This is a genomic window from Corynebacterium sp. KPL1824, assembly GCF_000478095.1.
Classification (GTDB): Bacteria; Actinomycetota; Actinomycetes; order Mycobacteriales; family Mycobacteriaceae; genus Corynebacterium; species Corynebacterium accolens.
Genome location: NZ_KI515749.1, coordinates 469,089 through 484,818, shown reverse-complemented (window position 1 = coordinate 484,818; position 15,730 = coordinate 469,089). Strand labels below are relative to the sequence as shown.

General features: G+C 60.1%; 14 protein-coding genes, 1 tRNA gene and 1 pseudogene. 7 read left to right on the top strand and 9 right to left on the bottom strand.

Features of this window, described 5'->3' with window-relative positions; genetic code table 11:
- Positions 1 to 13: 13 nt before the first annotated feature.
- The 3 genes from HMPREF1267_RS02245 to HMPREF1267_RS02235 are packed head-to-tail and all read left to right on the top strand — an operon-like array spanning position 14 to position 2,839.
- On the top strand, positions 14 to 961 hold the full coding sequence (locus HMPREF1267_RS02245; RefSeq protein ID WP_084539217.1) for an iron ABC transporter permease: 948 nt from the start codon (positions 14 to 16) through the stop codon (positions 959 to 961).
- On the top strand, positions 958 to 2,013 hold the full coding sequence (locus HMPREF1267_RS02240; protein ID WP_023028254.1) for an iron chelate uptake ABC transporter family permease subunit: 1,056 nt from the start codon (positions 958 to 960) through the stop codon (positions 2,011 to 2,013). Before HMPREF1267_RS02245 ends, HMPREF1267_RS02240 begins: the two co-directional genes overlap by 4 nt.
- 22 nt (positions 2,014 to 2,035) lie before the next feature.
- Positions 2,036 to 2,839, top strand: coding sequence for an ABC transporter ATP-binding protein (locus tag HMPREF1267_RS02235; protein ID WP_023028253.1), 804 nt, complete (start codon positions 2,036 to 2,038; stop codon positions 2,837 to 2,839).
- 475 nt (positions 2,840 to 3,314) lie between these two features.
- On the opposite strand, the gene HMPREF1267_RS02225 is transcribed toward HMPREF1267_RS02235, so the two are convergent.
- Positions 3,315 to 3,914, bottom strand: coding sequence for a hypothetical protein (locus HMPREF1267_RS02225; RefSeq protein ID WP_232215092.1), 600 nt, complete (start codon positions 3,912 to 3,914; stop codon positions 3,315 to 3,317).
- 562 nt (positions 3,915 to 4,476) lie between these two features.
- On the opposite strand from HMPREF1267_RS02225, the gene HMPREF1267_RS02220 reads away from it, so the two are divergent.
- The 3 genes and pseudogenes from HMPREF1267_RS02220 to HMPREF1267_RS12615 form a co-directional block, all read left to right on the top strand.
- The gene (locus HMPREF1267_RS02220; protein WP_005276821.1) at positions 4,477 to 4,881 is read left to right on the top strand and encodes a hypothetical protein; all 405 of its coding nucleotides are present in this window, start codon (positions 4,477 to 4,479) and stop codon (positions 4,879 to 4,881) included.
- Positions 4,874 to 5,203: a transcriptional regulator gene (locus tag HMPREF1267_RS02215; RefSeq protein WP_005276819.1), complete on the top strand. Its 330-nt coding sequence runs from the start codon at positions 4,874 to 4,876 to the stop codon at positions 5,201 to 5,203. The genes HMPREF1267_RS02220 and HMPREF1267_RS02215 overlap by 8 nt, the downstream gene beginning before the upstream one ends.
- 125 nt (positions 5,204 to 5,328) lie before the next feature.
- Positions 5,329 to 5,535: pseudogene (locus HMPREF1267_RS12615) on the top strand (IS256 family transposase); the annotation flags it as partial.
- Between the two features lie 124 nt (positions 5,536 to 5,659).
- Here HMPREF1267_RS12615 and HMPREF1267_RS02210 read toward each other — a convergent pair.
- Positions 5,660 to 5,741, bottom strand: a tRNA-Tyr gene (locus HMPREF1267_RS02210).
- A 110-nt stretch (positions 5,742 to 5,851) separates the two neighbouring features.
- Complete coding sequence (locus tag HMPREF1267_RS02205) at positions 5,852 to 6,856, bottom strand: polyprenyl synthetase family protein (protein ID WP_005281118.1); 1,005 nt, start codon at positions 6,854 to 6,856, stop codon at positions 5,852 to 5,854.
- Between the two features lie 98 nt (positions 6,857 to 6,954).
- Between HMPREF1267_RS02205 and HMPREF1267_RS02200 the strand changes: the two genes are divergently transcribed.
- Entirely contained in the window at positions 6,955 to 8,223 is a 1,269-nt protein-coding gene (locus HMPREF1267_RS02200; RefSeq protein ID WP_023028250.1) for a geranylgeranyl reductase family protein, read from the top strand.
- Positions 8,224 to 8,239: 16 nt separating this feature from the next.
- On the opposite strand, the gene HMPREF1267_RS02195 is transcribed toward HMPREF1267_RS02200, so the two are convergent.
- The 6 genes from HMPREF1267_RS02195 to HMPREF1267_RS02170 form a co-directional block, all read right to left on the bottom strand.
- A complete protein-coding gene (locus HMPREF1267_RS02195) occupies positions 8,240 to 8,944 on the bottom strand; it encodes a demethylmenaquinone methyltransferase (protein ID WP_023016699.1) in 705 nt (234 codons plus the stop codon).
- Between the two features lie 11 nt (positions 8,945 to 8,955).
- A complete protein-coding gene (locus HMPREF1267_RS02190; protein ID WP_023028249.1) occupies positions 8,956 to 10,155 on the bottom strand; it encodes a glycosyltransferase family 1 protein in 1,200 nt (399 codons plus the stop codon).
- 60 nt (positions 10,156 to 10,215) lie between these two features.
- Positions 10,216 to 10,677 (bottom strand): DUF3592 domain-containing protein, encoded by a 462-nt coding sequence (locus HMPREF1267_RS02185; protein ID WP_023028248.1) that lies wholly within the window; start codon positions 10,675 to 10,677, stop codon positions 10,216 to 10,218.
- Positions 10,678 to 12,300, bottom strand: coding sequence for a 2-succinyl-5-enolpyruvyl-6-hydroxy-3-cyclohexene-1-carboxylic-acid synthase (menD, locus tag HMPREF1267_RS02180; RefSeq protein WP_023028247.1), 1,623 nt, complete (start codon positions 12,298 to 12,300; stop codon positions 10,678 to 10,680).
- Between the two features lie 102 nt (positions 12,301 to 12,402).
- Positions 12,403 to 13,155 carry a hypothetical protein gene (locus HMPREF1267_RS02175; protein ID WP_023028246.1) on the bottom strand — a complete coding sequence of 251 codons (753 nt, stop codon included), beginning with the start codon at positions 13,153 to 13,155 and terminating at the stop codon, positions 12,403 to 12,405.
- A 76-nt stretch (positions 13,156 to 13,231) separates the two neighbouring features.
- Positions 13,232 to 15,646, bottom strand: coding sequence for an excinuclease ABC subunit UvrA (locus tag HMPREF1267_RS02170; protein WP_023028245.1), 2,415 nt, complete (start codon positions 15,644 to 15,646; stop codon positions 13,232 to 13,234).
- Between the last annotated feature and the right edge of the window lie 84 nt (positions 15,647 to 15,730).

The window sequence follows — 15,730 nt, the reverse complement described above, 5'->3', positions numbered from 1 at the left end:
TGCACTTCTGCTAATGGTGCTTCTGATTGTGCTCAGCCTATTCATCGGCGCGCAGTCTTTTAGCCCCTCTGAAATAGTCGCAGGCCTCCGCGGTGGCCCCGGCAGCGGCACGGCTGGAGACATCCTCTACGAGCGACGAATCCCACGCACCGTCGCCGCCATCCTTGCGGGCACTGGGCTCGCGGTCGCCGGCTGCATTCTCCAGATCATCACCCGAAACCCGCTGGCAGATACCGGAGTATTCGGCATGAACGCCGGCGCTGCCTTCGCGGCCGCGCTCGCGCTTAGCGTATTCGGGCTATCTTCACCCCTAGCTTTTACCGCCGCCGCCTTGATCGGTGCGGGTGGCACGATGCTGTTAGTTGCGCGCCTAGGCCGAGACATCTCTGGCGCCATTGATCCGCTCCGTATCGTGCTTGCCGGCGTGGCGTTAAGCGCTGTGTTCGAAGGCCTTTCTGAGGGCATGTCGCTCCTAGATCCGCAAGCCTTTGCCCGAATAAAGGCATGGATGGTGGGCAGCATGGATATTGCTTCTACCACCCCGCTTTATCTCATGGGGTGTGGATTGGCCGTCGCCGCAGTGATGTTGGTTTTCCTAGCGCCCCGCCTGACCGTCCTACCGCTGGGTGAACACGCTGCAGAAGCACTTGGCATCAACGTAGCCCAAACCCGCGCATTGGCCCTCTTTGTTGTGTCTTTGCTCGCCGCAACGACCACTGCCGCAGTCGGTGTCTTAGCATTTGTCGGCATGCTTATCCCCCATTTGGTTCGCCAAGTAGGCATCACCAATGAGCGCGATCAGATTTGGATTAGTGGGTTAATCGGTCCAAATCTGCTTCTCTTCGCCGACATTATTGGGCGGCTTATCTTGCCCGGCGAGTTACCCGCCGGAGTAACCGTCGCGATAATCGGTGCTCCTTTCCTCATTTTCCTTGCACAACGCAAGCAGGTGGTTCTATGAAGACCACAGACCTAAATGCCACGAGGACCGCTACCACCTCGGTACGCACCATCGCTGCGCGATACCGCCGCCGCGAAACAATCGTGCTTTTTGTGGGCATCGCCGCAGTCCTTCTCGCTGCCGTCGTAGCGCTGACGTACCCTGGCGCAGGACTAGATCGCGTGTCGGCTTGGCAGGCGCTCATTCACCCCGACTCCGGCTTCGGCACCACCGTAATCTACGAATGGCGCTTGCCCAGAGTCACCGCTGCCATCGTGGTAGGGGCTGGCCTCGCTATCGCCGGCACACTTTTTCAGACCGTAACCCGCAACCCACTGGGTTCGCCCGACATCATTGGTTTTAACACCGGTGCCTATACCGGGGTGATCGTGGTGAGCTACTTAGGGTTTAGCAGTTTTATTAACGTCGCATTAGGGGCGGTGATTGGGGGCGGGATTACCGCGCTGATCATCGTCGTCCTGGCCCTGCGCAGGCAGGTCAGCGGCATGCGACTCATCCTGGTCGGTATTGGAGTCTCCCTTACGCTCTCCGCGGTCAACCGTTACCTCATCTTGAGTGCAGATTTGGACACGGCTATGGCTGCGGCCACGTGGGCTGCTGGTTCGCTCAACGGCATTGAATGGATTTTCGTCGGCCCAGCGGCCATCGTGCTGGCACTAATCATCGTGCTAGCTTTCACGTTGAGGTCGCGCTGCGAGGCCCTAGAGCTTGCCGATGACACCGCCTACTCCCTCGGCCTAAATGTAACCCGCACCCGCCTTGTTCTAGTGTTTCTCTCTGCCCTTTTAACAGCACTGTGCACCGCGCTGGCCGGTCCGATTTCTTTCGTAGCCTTAGCGGCACCACACCTGACAAGGTTCCTTACCGGCGGCCAACGAGTCAGCCTCCCTGCTGGTGCACTTATCGGCGCCACCTTGCTATTGGTCTGCGACATCATAGGGCAACAGCTTTTCCATCCCACCATGCTTCCGGTTGGCGTCGTAACCGTCACCTTGGGCGGCACATACCTGATCATCCTCATGCTCTTCGCGCACCGCACCTACCGCAGGTAATTTTGAAAGGACTTTTCCCATAATGGCTTTCCCAGATTCAGACAGCGATGGAGACATCGCGGTAGCAGTACAGGGCGCTACCATCACTTACGGTGACTTCACCGCCGTAAACAACGTAAGCGTGGATTTCCCGCGCGGAAAGTTTACGTGCATTATTGGTCCCAATGGCTGTGGCAAATCCACCCTTCTGCGCGCTATGGCGCGAGTATTGCCCACAGAGGCAGGCACTATTTCCTTAGAAAACAAAGAGATTGATTCTTTTGGCCGCAAGGAATTATCGCGGCGCATCGCGCTCATGGCCCAAGATGCAATAGCCCCTGAGCATCTCACCGTGACGGAACTGGTAGCGCGTGGTAGGTTCGCACACTTGGGAGCGTTGGGGCAACGCAGCGGCCAAGACTTCGACAAGGTATCCCAAGCAATATCGACGGTGGAACTGGATTCGCTGGCTGACCGGCGGATGAATGAATTATCCGGCGGTCAACGCCAACGCGCTTGGTTGGCTATGGCGCTAGCCCAAGACACCCCAGTGCTCCTACTAGATGAGCCCACAACCTTTTTGGATTTGGGCTATCAGCATGACTTGCTCACTCTGGTGAGAAACCTCAGCAAAAACGAGCACAAAACAGTCATCGCCGTAGTACATGACCTCCAGCAAGCGATACGTTTCGCCGACCATATAGTAGCGATGCAAAGCGGGCAGTTAGTCGCCCACGGAAATCCCGTGGACATAATCACCTCAGAACTAATTGAGCACCTATATGGCCTACCCGTAGAGGTTACCAAGGCTGGGCAGCAAGGACGGACAGTAATCATTCCAGACTGAAGTTTGAAGTGTCCCAGGTTTTTCCTCTGAGTAGACGGGAAATCTAAACTAGGGCCTGACCCCCGGAAAGTAGACACATCGGGGGTCAGGCCCAGCGGATTCATAAGGCCTTGGACTACGCCACCCCACAAGAAGTAGAAACCGAATACTATCTCACTCAGCCCATCAACACAGGGTCGTAAACGGAGCGGAACTCAACCCAGGACGCTTCAAAATTTGGGAATCACCTACCCGTGGCCATTTCCTCTTTATCTTTATCCGGCCATACCGTCACTGCTTTGTATGTGTAGTAGACACATGCCACGAATACAACAATATTTCCAAAGATGATCCACTGCGGTATATCATTCGGCAGAACTATCTCTAGAACAGCACTCACAAAGCACATCATTGCAACGTTTGTACTCAACGCAATGATCAGCATTCTACGTCCAAGGCCCATTTTTATCCCCTTACTTTTTCGTGTTTCCTATATTTATCCGCACTGGTCAGCGGCTGTTATGATAGAACCAGATGCGCTTGCCATGGTAGCTGCAGCCAGCGTAGGCCCAATAGGGCCTGTGAGCGGTGCAGAGGCGACCCCGACTGCAGCTGCTGTAGTCCCTCCGATCCCCACGAGGATGGTCCCCGCACACCCAGCAGCAGACCGAGTCTGAATGAGGGTTGCGTCGACCAACTCTGGATCAACATTCGTTGAATACTTTGCAGCGATCTGGTTGCCCTCTACCGAGTATTCGATGTCTACTTTCTCTCCAGTGGTGAGAGTCTTTGAAGTGGGCAGAGCTTCTTCTTTGCCATTCGGGCTTTCTACAACTACTGCGTCTGCTTCTTTATGAACATTGCCGTTTACTATTTCAGCGGAGTATCCACTCTCATTAGCGTCATTGATTACGAGAAGTGCCTGTTGCTCCTCCTGGGCCTTAGCAATCCTTTCCTTAAGGACATCATTTCCCGTCCCTATGTTGGTTGACTGCTGAACCTCGTTCTGAGGAGTTTCTGCGGATGTAGCGACTGGCGCTGGTGCGAGTACAGAAGCTAGTGCGATAGAAGCAGCAAGCTTAGTTCCGAACTTCAAGGAAAAACCTCTTTCTGAATTCTGGAATACGAATGAACTCAGGTGGATGATAAGGTCTGCGATCGTCCTGCGCAAGACATAACTGGAATATCCCCTTTTGACCTTTAAGAGTTAAGGGTTAGAAAGTGTGTCTGGGATCGGGGATTTTTAGGTTCTGACCTGTAGGTTAGCGTGAAATATATGCTTTGGGAGCATATATCTGGCCTCAACACGGTAAATCCCCAGTGTGGCTGCCAGTCTGTGGTAGTAGGCGGTGGTGTGGTGACTCAATGCCAAAGAACCGACCACGCTGCTACTGCGGCGGTGATACCAAACGCAATGGAACAACCAGCAAAGGCACTACCCGATGGCGATGTAAGGCCTGCGGAGCCTCAGTCAATAAAAGTCGGCCAGATGTCACAGTAGCAGACCACCAGTCCCGTTAGACCCCCGAGCGTAGCTACATTCCCACTATGCACAGTCCTTCACTTGCATACTTGGCAAGCATTAGACTTGCATGCACAGCGAGTGTTACACTTGCCTTAGTTGCAAACCAGGGAAGTTGGCGTTAGGGAGAAGAACGATGAGCGACGACCTTAAGATCATTCACGACGTTCAAAAGCGCACCACGTGGAAACAGAGCTGGTGGGCGGTGGCGATAGTGGCGCTTGGCGTCGGCGGCGGTCTCGCGCTAACCAAGCTGTCATGGTGGTACGGCCTCGCGGTTCTTGTACCGACGTTCGTTCTGGGCTATCTCCTCAAGGATAAGATTGCAAACCCATTCGTGCGCCTCGATCCAAATATGGGTCCGAGCAACGATCACGCAACCTGGTCACGAGTATTGCTACCCGGTGCAATGATCATGTCTACAACACCGACGCCGGATTCATGGCCCTGGATAGTGTTCTCCGGAGCGGTAGTCACTGCAGCTACCGCGTGGATGTTGTATGAGAACCGCAACGCCGCTGTAAAGGGTGTCAATGTCTAAGGATTCTTCACCACGCCCAGCAAAGCTGGATCCGGTCATCCACCCCATCAATCGGCTTAAAATTTGTGCCGCGCTGTTCCATTCAGGCGCAACCGACGGCAGGCAGATGAAATACGCCGTGCTTGCAGAACTCACCGAGCTTCCCGCCGATACGCTGTCCAAGCAGTTGAAACATCTTGAGGACAGCGGCTATATCAGCCGCACCCGCGAATATGGCTCCACGCGCGCGAAAGACGCCGTCTGGGTCGCGTTGACTCAGACTGGAACAGGAGCCTATGCACAGCACGTTGCCGCACTTAAAGCCATGACAGAGGGCTCATAGGCTGCGCAGCCACTGCATAATGTGCTGCCACAACTGCGGAAATTCGAGGTAGCCGTCACTCCCCGGGAAGTGCCCACCGTTCTCAATGGTAGTGAGCGGAGCCGAGAAAACGTCGGCAAGCGTGATGGCTGTATCTAAAAACAGAACTGCCCGACGATCCCGTAGAAATCGCCAGGCAGTCCAACTGGGGCCAGGACCAACTCGCCAAAGTACCAACCCTGACCCACAACGAGAACCAAGCCGACCACGAAACAGGACGACCAACCCTCTACGACAACGCTATCGACACCAACTACACCCATTCAATCGGCATCCAAAAAGGCCAAATCTAGCCCAAGCGACACGCCGAGCCAGACACACATTTTGACCCTTAACCCACCTTTAAGCCCCAAGACACACTTTTTGTCGCATATGCCACGAAGCCCCGCAAGCTTCAGCTTGTGGGGCTCCATGTTGTGCCAGGTAGAAGATTCGAACTTCTGAAGGCAATGCCGGCGGATTTACAGTCCGCTCCCTTTGGCCGCTCGGGCAACCTGGCATGCACTCTGTGGTGCGTGTATGTACTTTACTATGAAGCACCCACCTACCTCCAAATCGCCAGCGCAGCAGGGAGAAATGGGGTGTGTAGGAGGGGGCATCGACAAGCAGCTAGCCCACGCGGCGGACGGTGTAATCCGCGAGCTGGCGCAGCGCTTGGCTAGCGGAATTTTCCGGCAGTACGGAAAGCTGTTCTTCTACGGTGCGCAGGTAGGCGTTAATGTCCTCTAGCGCCCTCTGACGGCCGCCAGACTGGCGCAGGAGCTCGATAGCACGCTCGACCTCAGCATCGGTTTCTAGGGGGCCTGTCAGCAGCTCACGCAGCTGGTCGCCCACCTCGCCGTCTTCCTCCAAGGCGTAGAGGACCGGGAGGGTAAACACGCCCTCTCGCAGGTCGGTGCCCGGGGTCTTTCCGGAGTCTTTCGGATCGGAGAAGATATCGATGACATCGTCCACGATCTGGAAGATCATGCCGATGGCACCGCCAATGCGGTACAGGGCCGCAGCGTGGTCGGCCGAGGCGCCGGAGTGGTACGCGCCGAGGTAACCGGCAGAGGCGATAAGCACCGCGGTCTTTTCCTGAATAACGGCCATGTAGTGGTCCACGGGGTTGGCTTCGCCGGCACCGATGGTCTCGCGCATCTGGCCGGTCACCAGCTCTTCAAAGGTATCCGCGAAGTGGCCTACGGTATGGGTATCTAGTTGGCTCATCAGGCGGGAGGCGTGTGCGAGGAGGGCATCGCCGGCAAGGATGGCTACGGAGTTATTCCACCGAGAGTTGGCGGATTCCACGCCGCGGCGGCGGTCCGCCTCATCCATCACATCATCGTGGTACAGGGTGGCAACGTGCACCATCTCCACAACGGTGGCGGACTTAATAACCTCTTCACAGCCCGGTTTGGCGCCGTACTCAGAGGCAAGCAGTGCCATCATCGGACGAAAGCGCTTGCCACCTGCCTTGGACAGATGGCTTACCTTGTCCTTCAAGAAGTCCTGGCCGCGGTCAGTTTCACTGCGCAGCTTTTCTTCTACTGCTTCCATGCCCGCGCCAATGCGTTCATTAAGCTGTGGATCACCAAGATCCACGTGAGTGGCATGCGAGTGGCCGTGAGTCATTAAATAGCGTTCCTTGCAATTAAAAGCCAGAGATAATCGTTTATCTACCGTAGTCCAAACCAGCCCCCTTAACACACTTGAGGGGTTGAACTAGTGCAATGATAGTCCCTATGTCGGAACAGATCGATTCCCCCCGCCCTGTCGAAGTCGCCATCATCGGTGCAGGACCCGCAGGAAGTGCTGCGGCTATCCACGCCGCCCGCGCAGGCTATGAGACTGTCCTCATTGATTCAGCCACCTTCCCCCGCGATAAAACCTGCGGCGATGGGCTCACCCCACGGGCAATGCACCAGCTAGACAAGCTTGGCATCACCGTTAACGCCTCCTACCGCAACCGCGGGCTCAAGCTGCACGGCTACGGCGGAGACGTCACCGCCCCGTGGCCGCAAACCTATCCTTCCCAGGTGGGCACTGCCCTGCCGCGCTTTAGGCTCGATGCGCAGCTGGTAGAGGCTGCCACCGCCGCAGGTGCCACGCTTATATCCGGTACCCCCGCAAGCGCCCCGGTGATGGAGGGCAACCGGGTGACCTCGTTTCGCATCGGCGAGCAGATTATTCGGCCGAAATGGCTCATCGTGGCCGATGGCGTGCGTTCTACCTTTGGCAAGCAATTGGGCCGCACCTGGCACCGAGACGAGGTCTATGGCATCGCCGCGCGCTCCTATGCCGCCTCCCCTCAAGCAACCGAGCCGTGGATGCACTCGCACGTGGAATTAAAAGATGAAGATGATGCAGTCCAGCCCGGCTACGGGTGGATTTTCCCGTTGGGTGCAGAGCTAGGGCAGGTCAATATCGGCGTCGGCGCGCTATCGACCGCGCAGCGGCCGGCCAAGATTAATACCAAAAAGTTGCTAGAGTTCTACGCCGCCCAGCAGCGCGCGGAGTGGGGCCTTGGGGACATCGAACACGTCACCTCTGCCCTGCTGCCCATGGGTGGGGCGGTCTCTGATGTAGCGGGGGCCAACTGGATGCTCATTGGCGATGCCGCCGCCTGCGTCAACCCCTTAAACGGCGAGGGCATCGACTACGGCCTCGAGACGGCAGCGCTCGCAGTAGCCATGCTCGGCCCGAAGGATTTCACCCTCGCGTGGCCGGCCACCCTGCGCGAGCACTACGGCGAATCCTTCCTGCTCGCGCGCACGGCCGCCCGCCTGTTGACCTACCCGCAATTCCTGCCCGTGGCGGGGCCATTGGCGCTGCGCGGGCCGGTGGGCCGCTTGCTGATGCCCGCGGCGGCCCGCCTCATGGGCAACCTCATCACGGAGGAGGACCGCGACCTTATCGCCCGCCTGTGGCGCACGGCCGGCCGCACCGTAGGGGCCGTCCGGCGCGATACGCCCCTGTGGGCCTCCACCGCGGCGGTCTAGGAGGGCTGCAAGAGGTTTACTGTGGGGCATCGGCAAGCGGCTTCGTTGCCGAGTGCAAGGCGACGATGCCCAGGGTGAGGTTTTGCCAGCCCGCGTTGGCCCAGCCATTGCGGTTGATGGCCGCCGCCAGCTCCTCTTGTCCAGGCCAAGCGCGGATGGATTCCGCGAGGTAAATATAGGCATCCGGGTTGGAGGAAACCACGCGCGCTACTGGGGGCAGCAGGCGCATGAGGTATTCCTTGTACACGGTGCCAAATACCGGGACGATGGGGGTGGAAAATTCCGCCACCGCCAGGCGCCCGCCCGGTTTGGTCACGCGCGCCATTTCCCGCAGCCCCAGCTCGTAATCGTGGATATTGCGCAGGCCATAGGAAATGGTGACGGCGTCAAACGTATTATCCGCAAAGGGCAGTTTCATGCCATCGCCGGCCACCTTGGGCACGTCGCGCTCGCTTCCGGCGGCGAGCATGCCGCGCGAAAAGTCGCAGGCTACGCACCACGCACCGGATTTGGACAGCTCTTCTGTAGACACCGCGGTCCCGGCCGCGAGGTCGAGGACCTTTTCCCCCGGCTGCAGGTTAAGGCGCTCGCGGGTACGCTTGCGCCAGCGCTTGTCCTGCCCAAAGGACAAGACGGTATTGGTGAGGTCGTATTTTTCGCCGACGGCGTCAAACATGCGCGCGACGTCGAAGGGCTTTTTATCCAGATCTGCCTTAGACACAAATGCCTAGTCTAGGCTACGCGTGCGCCGAGGACACGAGCCGCCCACCGCGGCAGCTCCGGGCGCTGCCCCAAAATGGTCAGCGGCACCCGGCGGGTATCTTCCAGCACCTCTTCGTAATAGCCCACCAGCTGCTCGCACAGCGCGGTCCACGTCTTAGAGGAAATGGAGGCGCGAGCATTATCCCGCAACTCCGCATGGATCTCTGGGTTTAAAAGCGCATCGACGGCATTGGGCAGGTCCTCGACAAAGCTATCCACGTCTAAGAGCAGGCCGTTATAACCTTCCTGGATAAGATCCACGGGCCCGCCTGCCCGCGGGCCGATGGTGGGCACGCCAGAGGCCTGGGCCTCCTGGATGGACTGGCAGAAGGTTTCAAATTCGCCGGCGTGCACAAAAACATCGAGCGAGGCATAGGCCTGCGCCAGCTCCTCACCGCTGAGCGCGCCGGTAAACACGGCACTAGGAAGCTGTGCCTCCAGCAGAGGGCGCTCTGGGCCGTCACCAACAATAACCAGCTGAATATCCTCGCGGCCATTGAGGGCGGACAACCGGTGCACGCCCTTTTCCGCGGCTAAGCGGCCGACGAAGCCGACGATGTTTTTCTTTCCGCTCCGGTCCCAGCTGCGGCGCAGGCTAGCAGAGCGCTTTTGGGGATGGAAAAGCTCGGCATTGACGCCGCGGCCCCAGTGGCGCACGTGCTTGATGTGGTGCTTTTCCAAATCCCGGATGGTCAGCGAGGATGGCGCCAAGGTCATCTGGCAAGAGTTGTGGATCGTGCGCAGCCACTCCCACACGGCGTAGGCCAAGGCGGAGGCATGGTACTTGGTGGCGAAGCCTGCGACATCGGTTTGGTAAAGCGCCACTGCCGGAATGCGCTGCTGGCGGGCCGAAAATGCGCCCGCCGCACCCAGCACGAATGGGCTAGCCAAGTGGATAATATCGGGCTTGAACTTCCGCAACGCGTCATCCACGGCCGTGGTCGGCACGCCCACCGGCAGCGAATCCACCAGCGGCACGCGCACGGTGGGCACGCGGTAGATGGGAAAGCCCAAGTAATCGGGGATTTCTTCTTGCCCCTCGCGGGCACCGGGAGCGATGACAATCGCGTCGTGTCCGGTTTCGTGCAGGTGCTCCAAAACGCGCAGCACCGAGTTTGTCACGCCATTGACATTGGGGAGGAACGATTCGGCCACGATTGCAACTCGCATGCCACCATAATGGCCTATTTTTCTTGGCCTTTGGTGAATCCAATGAAAAATCTGGGTAAATTATTTTTCAGCGCGATTTTCAACGCGATTTTCAGCGCGGCGGGTGGTCACGGTAATAAGCCGCCACAGCCCCACGGCGGCAAGCGTAGACACCACCGCCACGGATAGCGCCGGTATGACCGCCAAGGTCCACTCGCGGCCTTCTACCTTCACCAAATCCGGGTTGTCCTCGGCGTACTGCACCCATACCTGCTGGCCCTCACCCAAGTCCGTGGGATAGAGCAAGCCTTGCCGCGGGGAATGATAGATCCCGTCGCTATCTTGGAAATCCACGGTGGTGCGCAGCGCGCCGACGTCCTTGACCGTTGCCAAGGCCCGGCTAGGCTGCGCGGAAATGGCGCGGTCATTGAGGAAGGGCCCTACCACCAGGCCCACCGAGCCCACGATCAGCGCCACATAGACGGCCAGCACGAGCTGGTGCAGCCGGCGCCGAAAAACCGCGGGCCTATAGCGCGGGGACACTTACTGGCCCACCTTCTGCGTGAGCTTATCCTGCAGCGCCCGGCGCGTGGCACGGGTGGTCTGCGCTTCCACGATGGTAATGCCCGTGGAGTATTCCTTGAGCTCTGCCAGGGTATCCAGCAGCTCCTGCGGGGTGGTCACCAGGCGGTAGTCTGCACCATAGGCTTCTGCCAGCTTGCCGATGCCCACCCCATGCGGCGTTCCAAAGGCCGGCTCGAAGGCATCGCGAAGCGCGGGCGCGCCTTGCTCCAGGGTCTCGAAGATGCCGCCGCCATTGTCATTGGCCACCACGATGGTGAGGTTCTCCGGCCGCGGCTGGTCCTCCGGGATCAACAGCCCATTGGCATCGTGCAGGAATGTCACATCCCCTACCAGGGCCATCACGCGTGGGGCGCGCCAATTGGTGGGATCCAGCGATTGCGTGGCCAGGGCGACGCCAATGGCTTGGGACACTGTGCCATCGATGCCGGCCACCCCGCGCGGGGCGTAGGTATCCACGCCGTCAAAGGGCATACCGATGAAGGAGGCATCGCGCACCGGATTCGAGGCGCCGAGGACCACCGCGTCATTGACCGCAAGCGTATCGCCTACCGCCGCCGCTACGTGCAGTCCGGTAAACCCGAGCTCTTCTTCCTCCAATGTTGCGCGCACGGCCTCGCTGGCCATGTCGGTCGCGCCCTCGCAAATCTTGAGCCACTCGCGGCTTGGCTCCCCGGTGACCTTGACGGTGGTGCCAAGGCGCGCGTTATCCCCGCGCTGGTTGGTAAAGTCCGCCGTGCGCGAGAGCACCACCAGGTCGATATCCGGGTCATTCATCAGCGCGAGCACGCCGCGGTGCAGCGTGGGGTGGCCCACCACGATGACCTGCTCAACCTTGGTATTGACCACGTAGTCATTCGCAGAGACCTGCGCCTTGCGGAAAATGTGCGCCGCGGCCGGGTGCACGGGGTGGAACGGTCCCGGCGCGGAGGGCTCCGCGATGGTCGGTACGTCTTCTAAGCCCTCGACCTCCCAGGCCTCATCGCCGGCGATGACGAGGGTATTTTTGCTCAAGTCCACAGCGACCTCGCCGTGGTCATAAAACCGTGGGGTGGCCGCGCGAGTGCCATCGCCGCCGACTCGTTCCGGCAGGCTATCTCCTACCAGCGGCGCGTCAAAGGCGATATTGATGTGCACCTGGAGATCGCACTCGAACCGCTCCGCAAGGGAGGCGATATCTTTGTGCTCATTGACCTGGGTGGTTTCTGCATAGACGCCAAAGATGCCGTCTTGCACGATGGTTTGGGAGGCGCCAGTGCCGATCAACCGCTCTGGGCGGTCCGCACTAATAATGGCGAGCGGGGTATGCGAATAGTGCGCCTCAACCATCGCGGGCAGCGTATTGGCCACGGCCGTGCCGGAGGTCATCACCACCCCGACGTGGCGGTGCTGCACGCGCGCCATGCCTAGGGCGGTAAACGCAGCGCCGCGCTCATCAATGCGCGTATGCACCCGGATATCCTCGCGCGCCAAGAGCGCAAGGGACAGCGGTGCGTTGCGGGATCCCGGGCACAGCACCACATCGGTAAGGTGGCGCGCCAATTGGGCGGCCACCTGTTCAGCCAGCTGCATCGATTCATTCATGCTGCCAGATTTTACCTACTGCGGCGCAGCGGCTGGGAATCGGCAAACGGCAATCCCGCCGCACCCTGCCGTGCCGCGCCGCCGCACCGCCGCTACTGCTGCCTAGCCTTGCTGCTGGTTGCCGCTATTGCCAAAGAGATCCCGCAAGAGGCGCTCCACGTCGAGGTCATCGCCTTCTTCCAGGCGGTCCTGGATTTCCGGTGGCAGCTCGGTAGGAATATCTTCTGGGAGTTCGTCTTGCAGCTTTGGCAGATTGCGCAAGCGCTCAGAAATGCCAGGACCGGCATCCTCGGTTTCGGTCACCGTGGTGGGCACCTGCGTGGTCGTGGTTTCCGTCACCGGTTCTGGCGCGGGCTTATCGGCATCGCTCGCGGCATTGCGCCACAAGAAGAACAGGGCGCCCGCTGCCAGGATGGCTACCACGGCGATGGCGGCAAAGACCCCGGCCATCCCGCCGTTTTTCTTTCCCCTACCGCGCTGATCCGGGTCATAGTCCGACGGCACCGGCTCATACTGCTGCTGGGCGTATTGTTGCTGGCCATACTGTTGCTGACCGTACTGCTGCTGGCCATATTGCCCGCCGGGCTGCTGATAGTTTTGTTGGTAATTCTGCTGGTAGTCGGCGCTTGCATCGAATTGCCGCGTCTCATTCTGCGGCTGCTGCGCGCCCGGGAAATACTGCTGCGGGCGCTGGTTGCGGGCATCACCGGCCGCGCTATCTGGAACGCGGCCTATCTGGCGCGTGGCATCCTCGGCCGGGCCAGACCACTGGCGGGTCTCGTCAGTGCCGCGGTCATCATTATGAGAGCCTTTTCGGCCATTGGAACCGTTTTCACCAAAGCCATTATTTGTCATGCCTACCAGATGTACATCATTTTCCTGTGAGTTCCCAGGGAATCTCCCAGATGCCAGCGTTGAACCAGGGAGGATGCTAGCTCTGGCGCTGACGTGCCCGCAGCGCCCTACCGGTCGCGGTATCTTCCGCGGCCAGCTGGCTTGGGGTGGCATCGGCGATAATCTGCCCGCCGTCTGCACCGGCGCCAGGGCCCATCTCAATGATGCGGTCCGCGCTCGCCAGAACGTTGAGATCGTGTTCGATGACGATCACGGTATGCCCGGCATCGACAAGCTTGTGCAACTCCGCATTGAGCAGGGCAATATCGGCCGGGTGCAGGCCGGTGGTGGGCTCATCCAGCATGTAGACCGTGTGCCCGCGCCGCGAATTGCGGGAGCGCTGCAGCTCCGTGGCGAGCTTGATGCGCTGCGCCTCACCGCCGGAAAGCTCCGGCGCGCCTTGTCCTAAGCGGAGGTAGCCCAAGCCCACGGCCTGCAGCGTGGCGATGGCGCGATGGATCTTTGGTTCCTCAGCAAAGAACTCGGCGGCCTCATCCACGGTAAGCTCCAGCACCTCTGCGATGCTGCGCCCGTGCCAGGTCACCTCGAGGGTCTCATCGTTGAAGCGGGCACCGCCGCATTGCGGGCAGGTGGTATAGGAACCCGGCAAAAAGACCAGCTCTACCTCGATTTTTCCGGCGCCACCACAGGTGGGGCACTGGCCCTGCTTTACGTTGTAGGAAAAGCGCGAGACCGTCCACTTGCGCTCCTTGGCCTCCGGGGTGGAGGCAAAGAGCTTGCGCACGTTATCGAAAAGGCCGGTATAGGTGGCCAGCGTGGACCGCGGGGTGCGGCCAATGGGCTTTTGGGAAATCTGCACCAGACGGGAGACCTTATCCAGGCCCTCTACCCCGGCAAGCGAGAACTCGTGGCCGCCCTCGTCTGCATCATCTTTATCCTCATCCGCCACGGCGGTGGCGGATTCCTTGAGGGTTTCTGCCAGCACGGTGCTCACCAGCGTCGATTTACCGGAGCCCGAAACACCAGCCACAGCGGTAAATTGCCCCAGCCCAAAGTCCACATCGAGCTCGTCGATGCTGCGCGCGGAAATGCCGCGCAGGCGGAGGTGGTTGGAGGGGGTACGGGGGGCATCGGCAAGCGCGAGCTCACGCTGCGCCAAGGCGCGGGCGGTGGGGGTATCGGCGTCGTAGTCCTCGACCGGACCGGAATAGACCACCTTGCCGCCGCCCTCGCCGGCGTAGGGGCCAACGTCCACGAGCCAATCCGCCTGGGCCACCAGATCCATATCGTGTTCTACCAGCAGCACCGAATTGCCGGCGTCAATAAACCGGCGGCACATGTCCAGCACCGCCCCGCGCTCATCGGGGTGCAGGCCAGCAGACGGCTCGTCCAGCACATACGCCACGCCGAAGAGGCCGGAACGCAGCTGGGCGGCGAGCCGGATGCGCTGCAATTCACCCGCCGAGAGGCTCTGGGTGGGCCGGTCCAGGCTCAGGTGCGCCAGCCCCAGCTCCAGGGCGGAGGTAAGCGCCGGCAGGACCTGCTTGAGCAGTAGATCCTCCGCGGAATTCTCCTCCGGCTCCTGCGCGCTGAGCACCTCATAGACCTGGTCCAGCGGCAGCGCGCCCAGCTTGTCGATGCTCATTCCCGCATACGTCACCTTGAGCGCCCGCGGGTTCAACCGCCGGCCGTGGCAGGTATCGCACTCGCGGGATTCCATGAAGGACAACGTGCGCTTGCGCAGCGATTCCGATTGGGTCTCCTGCAGCGTCTTGGTGAGGTAGCTGGCCACCGAGCGCCACGTGCCCTCATAATTGCGCTGAATCTGGTCCGCGCCGCGCAGCGGTTTTACGGTAACCACGGGGCGTTCTTCTGTAAATAGGATCCAGTCGCGATCTTCCTGCGGCAGGTCTTGCCAGGGCGAATCCAGGTCATAGCCCAAGTTCATGAGGATATCGTGAAAATTCTTGCCCGCCCACGCACCGGGCCAGGCCTTAATGGCGCCTTCCTCAATGGACAAGGTGGGATCGGGCACCATCGATTGCTCGGTGGGCTCGTGCACCACGCCCGCGCCTTGGCACTGCGGGCACATGCCCTCTGGGGTATTTGGGGAAAAGGCATCAGAGTAAAGGCCCTCAGGGTTATCCCCGGCGCGCGAGTACAATAAGCGCACGCTATTAGATAGCGCGGAGACCGTGCCCACCGTGGAGCGCGCCCCGCCGCCAGAGGTGGATTGCTGCAGCGCCACCGTGGGCGGCAAGCCCTCCACCTGGCTTACCTGTGGGTCCACCGCGGAGCTAATGAGCCGGCGCGCAAACGGCGCCACCGATTCCAGGTAGCGGCGCTGCCCTTCCCCGTGGATGGTGCCAAAGGCCAGGGAGGACTTTCCGGAACCGGAGACTCCCGTCACCGCCACGAGTTGGCCGCGCGGCATATCCACATCGACGTTGCGCAGGTTGTGTAAGTGGGCATCGCGAACCTTGATTGTCATGACCACAATCCTACCCGCGCACCAGCTTCCTAAGGCAACGCTTCGGCCCGCCACCCCCGCCGCGCATTGCCTACCGATCTGTCT

Coding starts and splice junctions, on each gene's coding strand:
- HMPREF1267_RS02190 (WP_023028249.1), bottom strand. CDS start 10,155: ATGCGAGTTGCAATCGTGGCCGAATCGTTCCTCCCCAATGTCAATGGC.
- HMPREF1267_RS02205 (WP_005281118.1), bottom strand. CDS start 6,856: ATGACTCACGGCCACTCGCATGCCACTCACGTGGATCTTGGTGATCCA.
- HMPREF1267_RS02215 (WP_005276819.1), top strand. CDS start 4,874: ATGTCTAAGGATTCTTCACCACGCCCAGCAAAGCTGGATCCGGTCATC.
- HMPREF1267_RS02170 (WP_023028245.1), bottom strand. CDS start 15,646: ATGACAATCAAGGTTCGCGATGCCCACTTACACAACCTGCGCAACGTC.
- HMPREF1267_RS02235 (WP_023028253.1), top strand. CDS start 2,036: ATGGCTTTCCCAGATTCAGACAGCGATGGAGACATCGCGGTAGCAGTA.
- HMPREF1267_RS02200 (WP_023028250.1), top strand. CDS start 6,955: ATGATAGTCCCTATGTCGGAACAGATCGATTCCCCCCGCCCTGTCGAA.
- HMPREF1267_RS02175 (WP_023028246.1), bottom strand. CDS start 13,155: ATGACAAATAATGGCTTTGGTGAAAACGGTTCCAATGGCCGAAAAGGC.
- menD (WP_023028247.1), bottom strand. CDS start 12,300: ATGAATGAATCGATGCAGCTGGCTGAACAGGTGGCCGCCCAATTGGCG.
- HMPREF1267_RS02245 (WP_084539217.1), top strand. CDS start 14: ATGGTGCTTCTGATTGTGCTCAGCCTATTCATCGGCGCGCAGTCTTTT.
- HMPREF1267_RS02240 (WP_023028254.1), top strand. CDS start 958: ATGAAGACCACAGACCTAAATGCCACGAGGACCGCTACCACCTCGGTA.
- HMPREF1267_RS02220 (WP_005276821.1), top strand. CDS start 4,477: ATGAGCGACGACCTTAAGATCATTCACGACGTTCAAAAGCGCACCACG.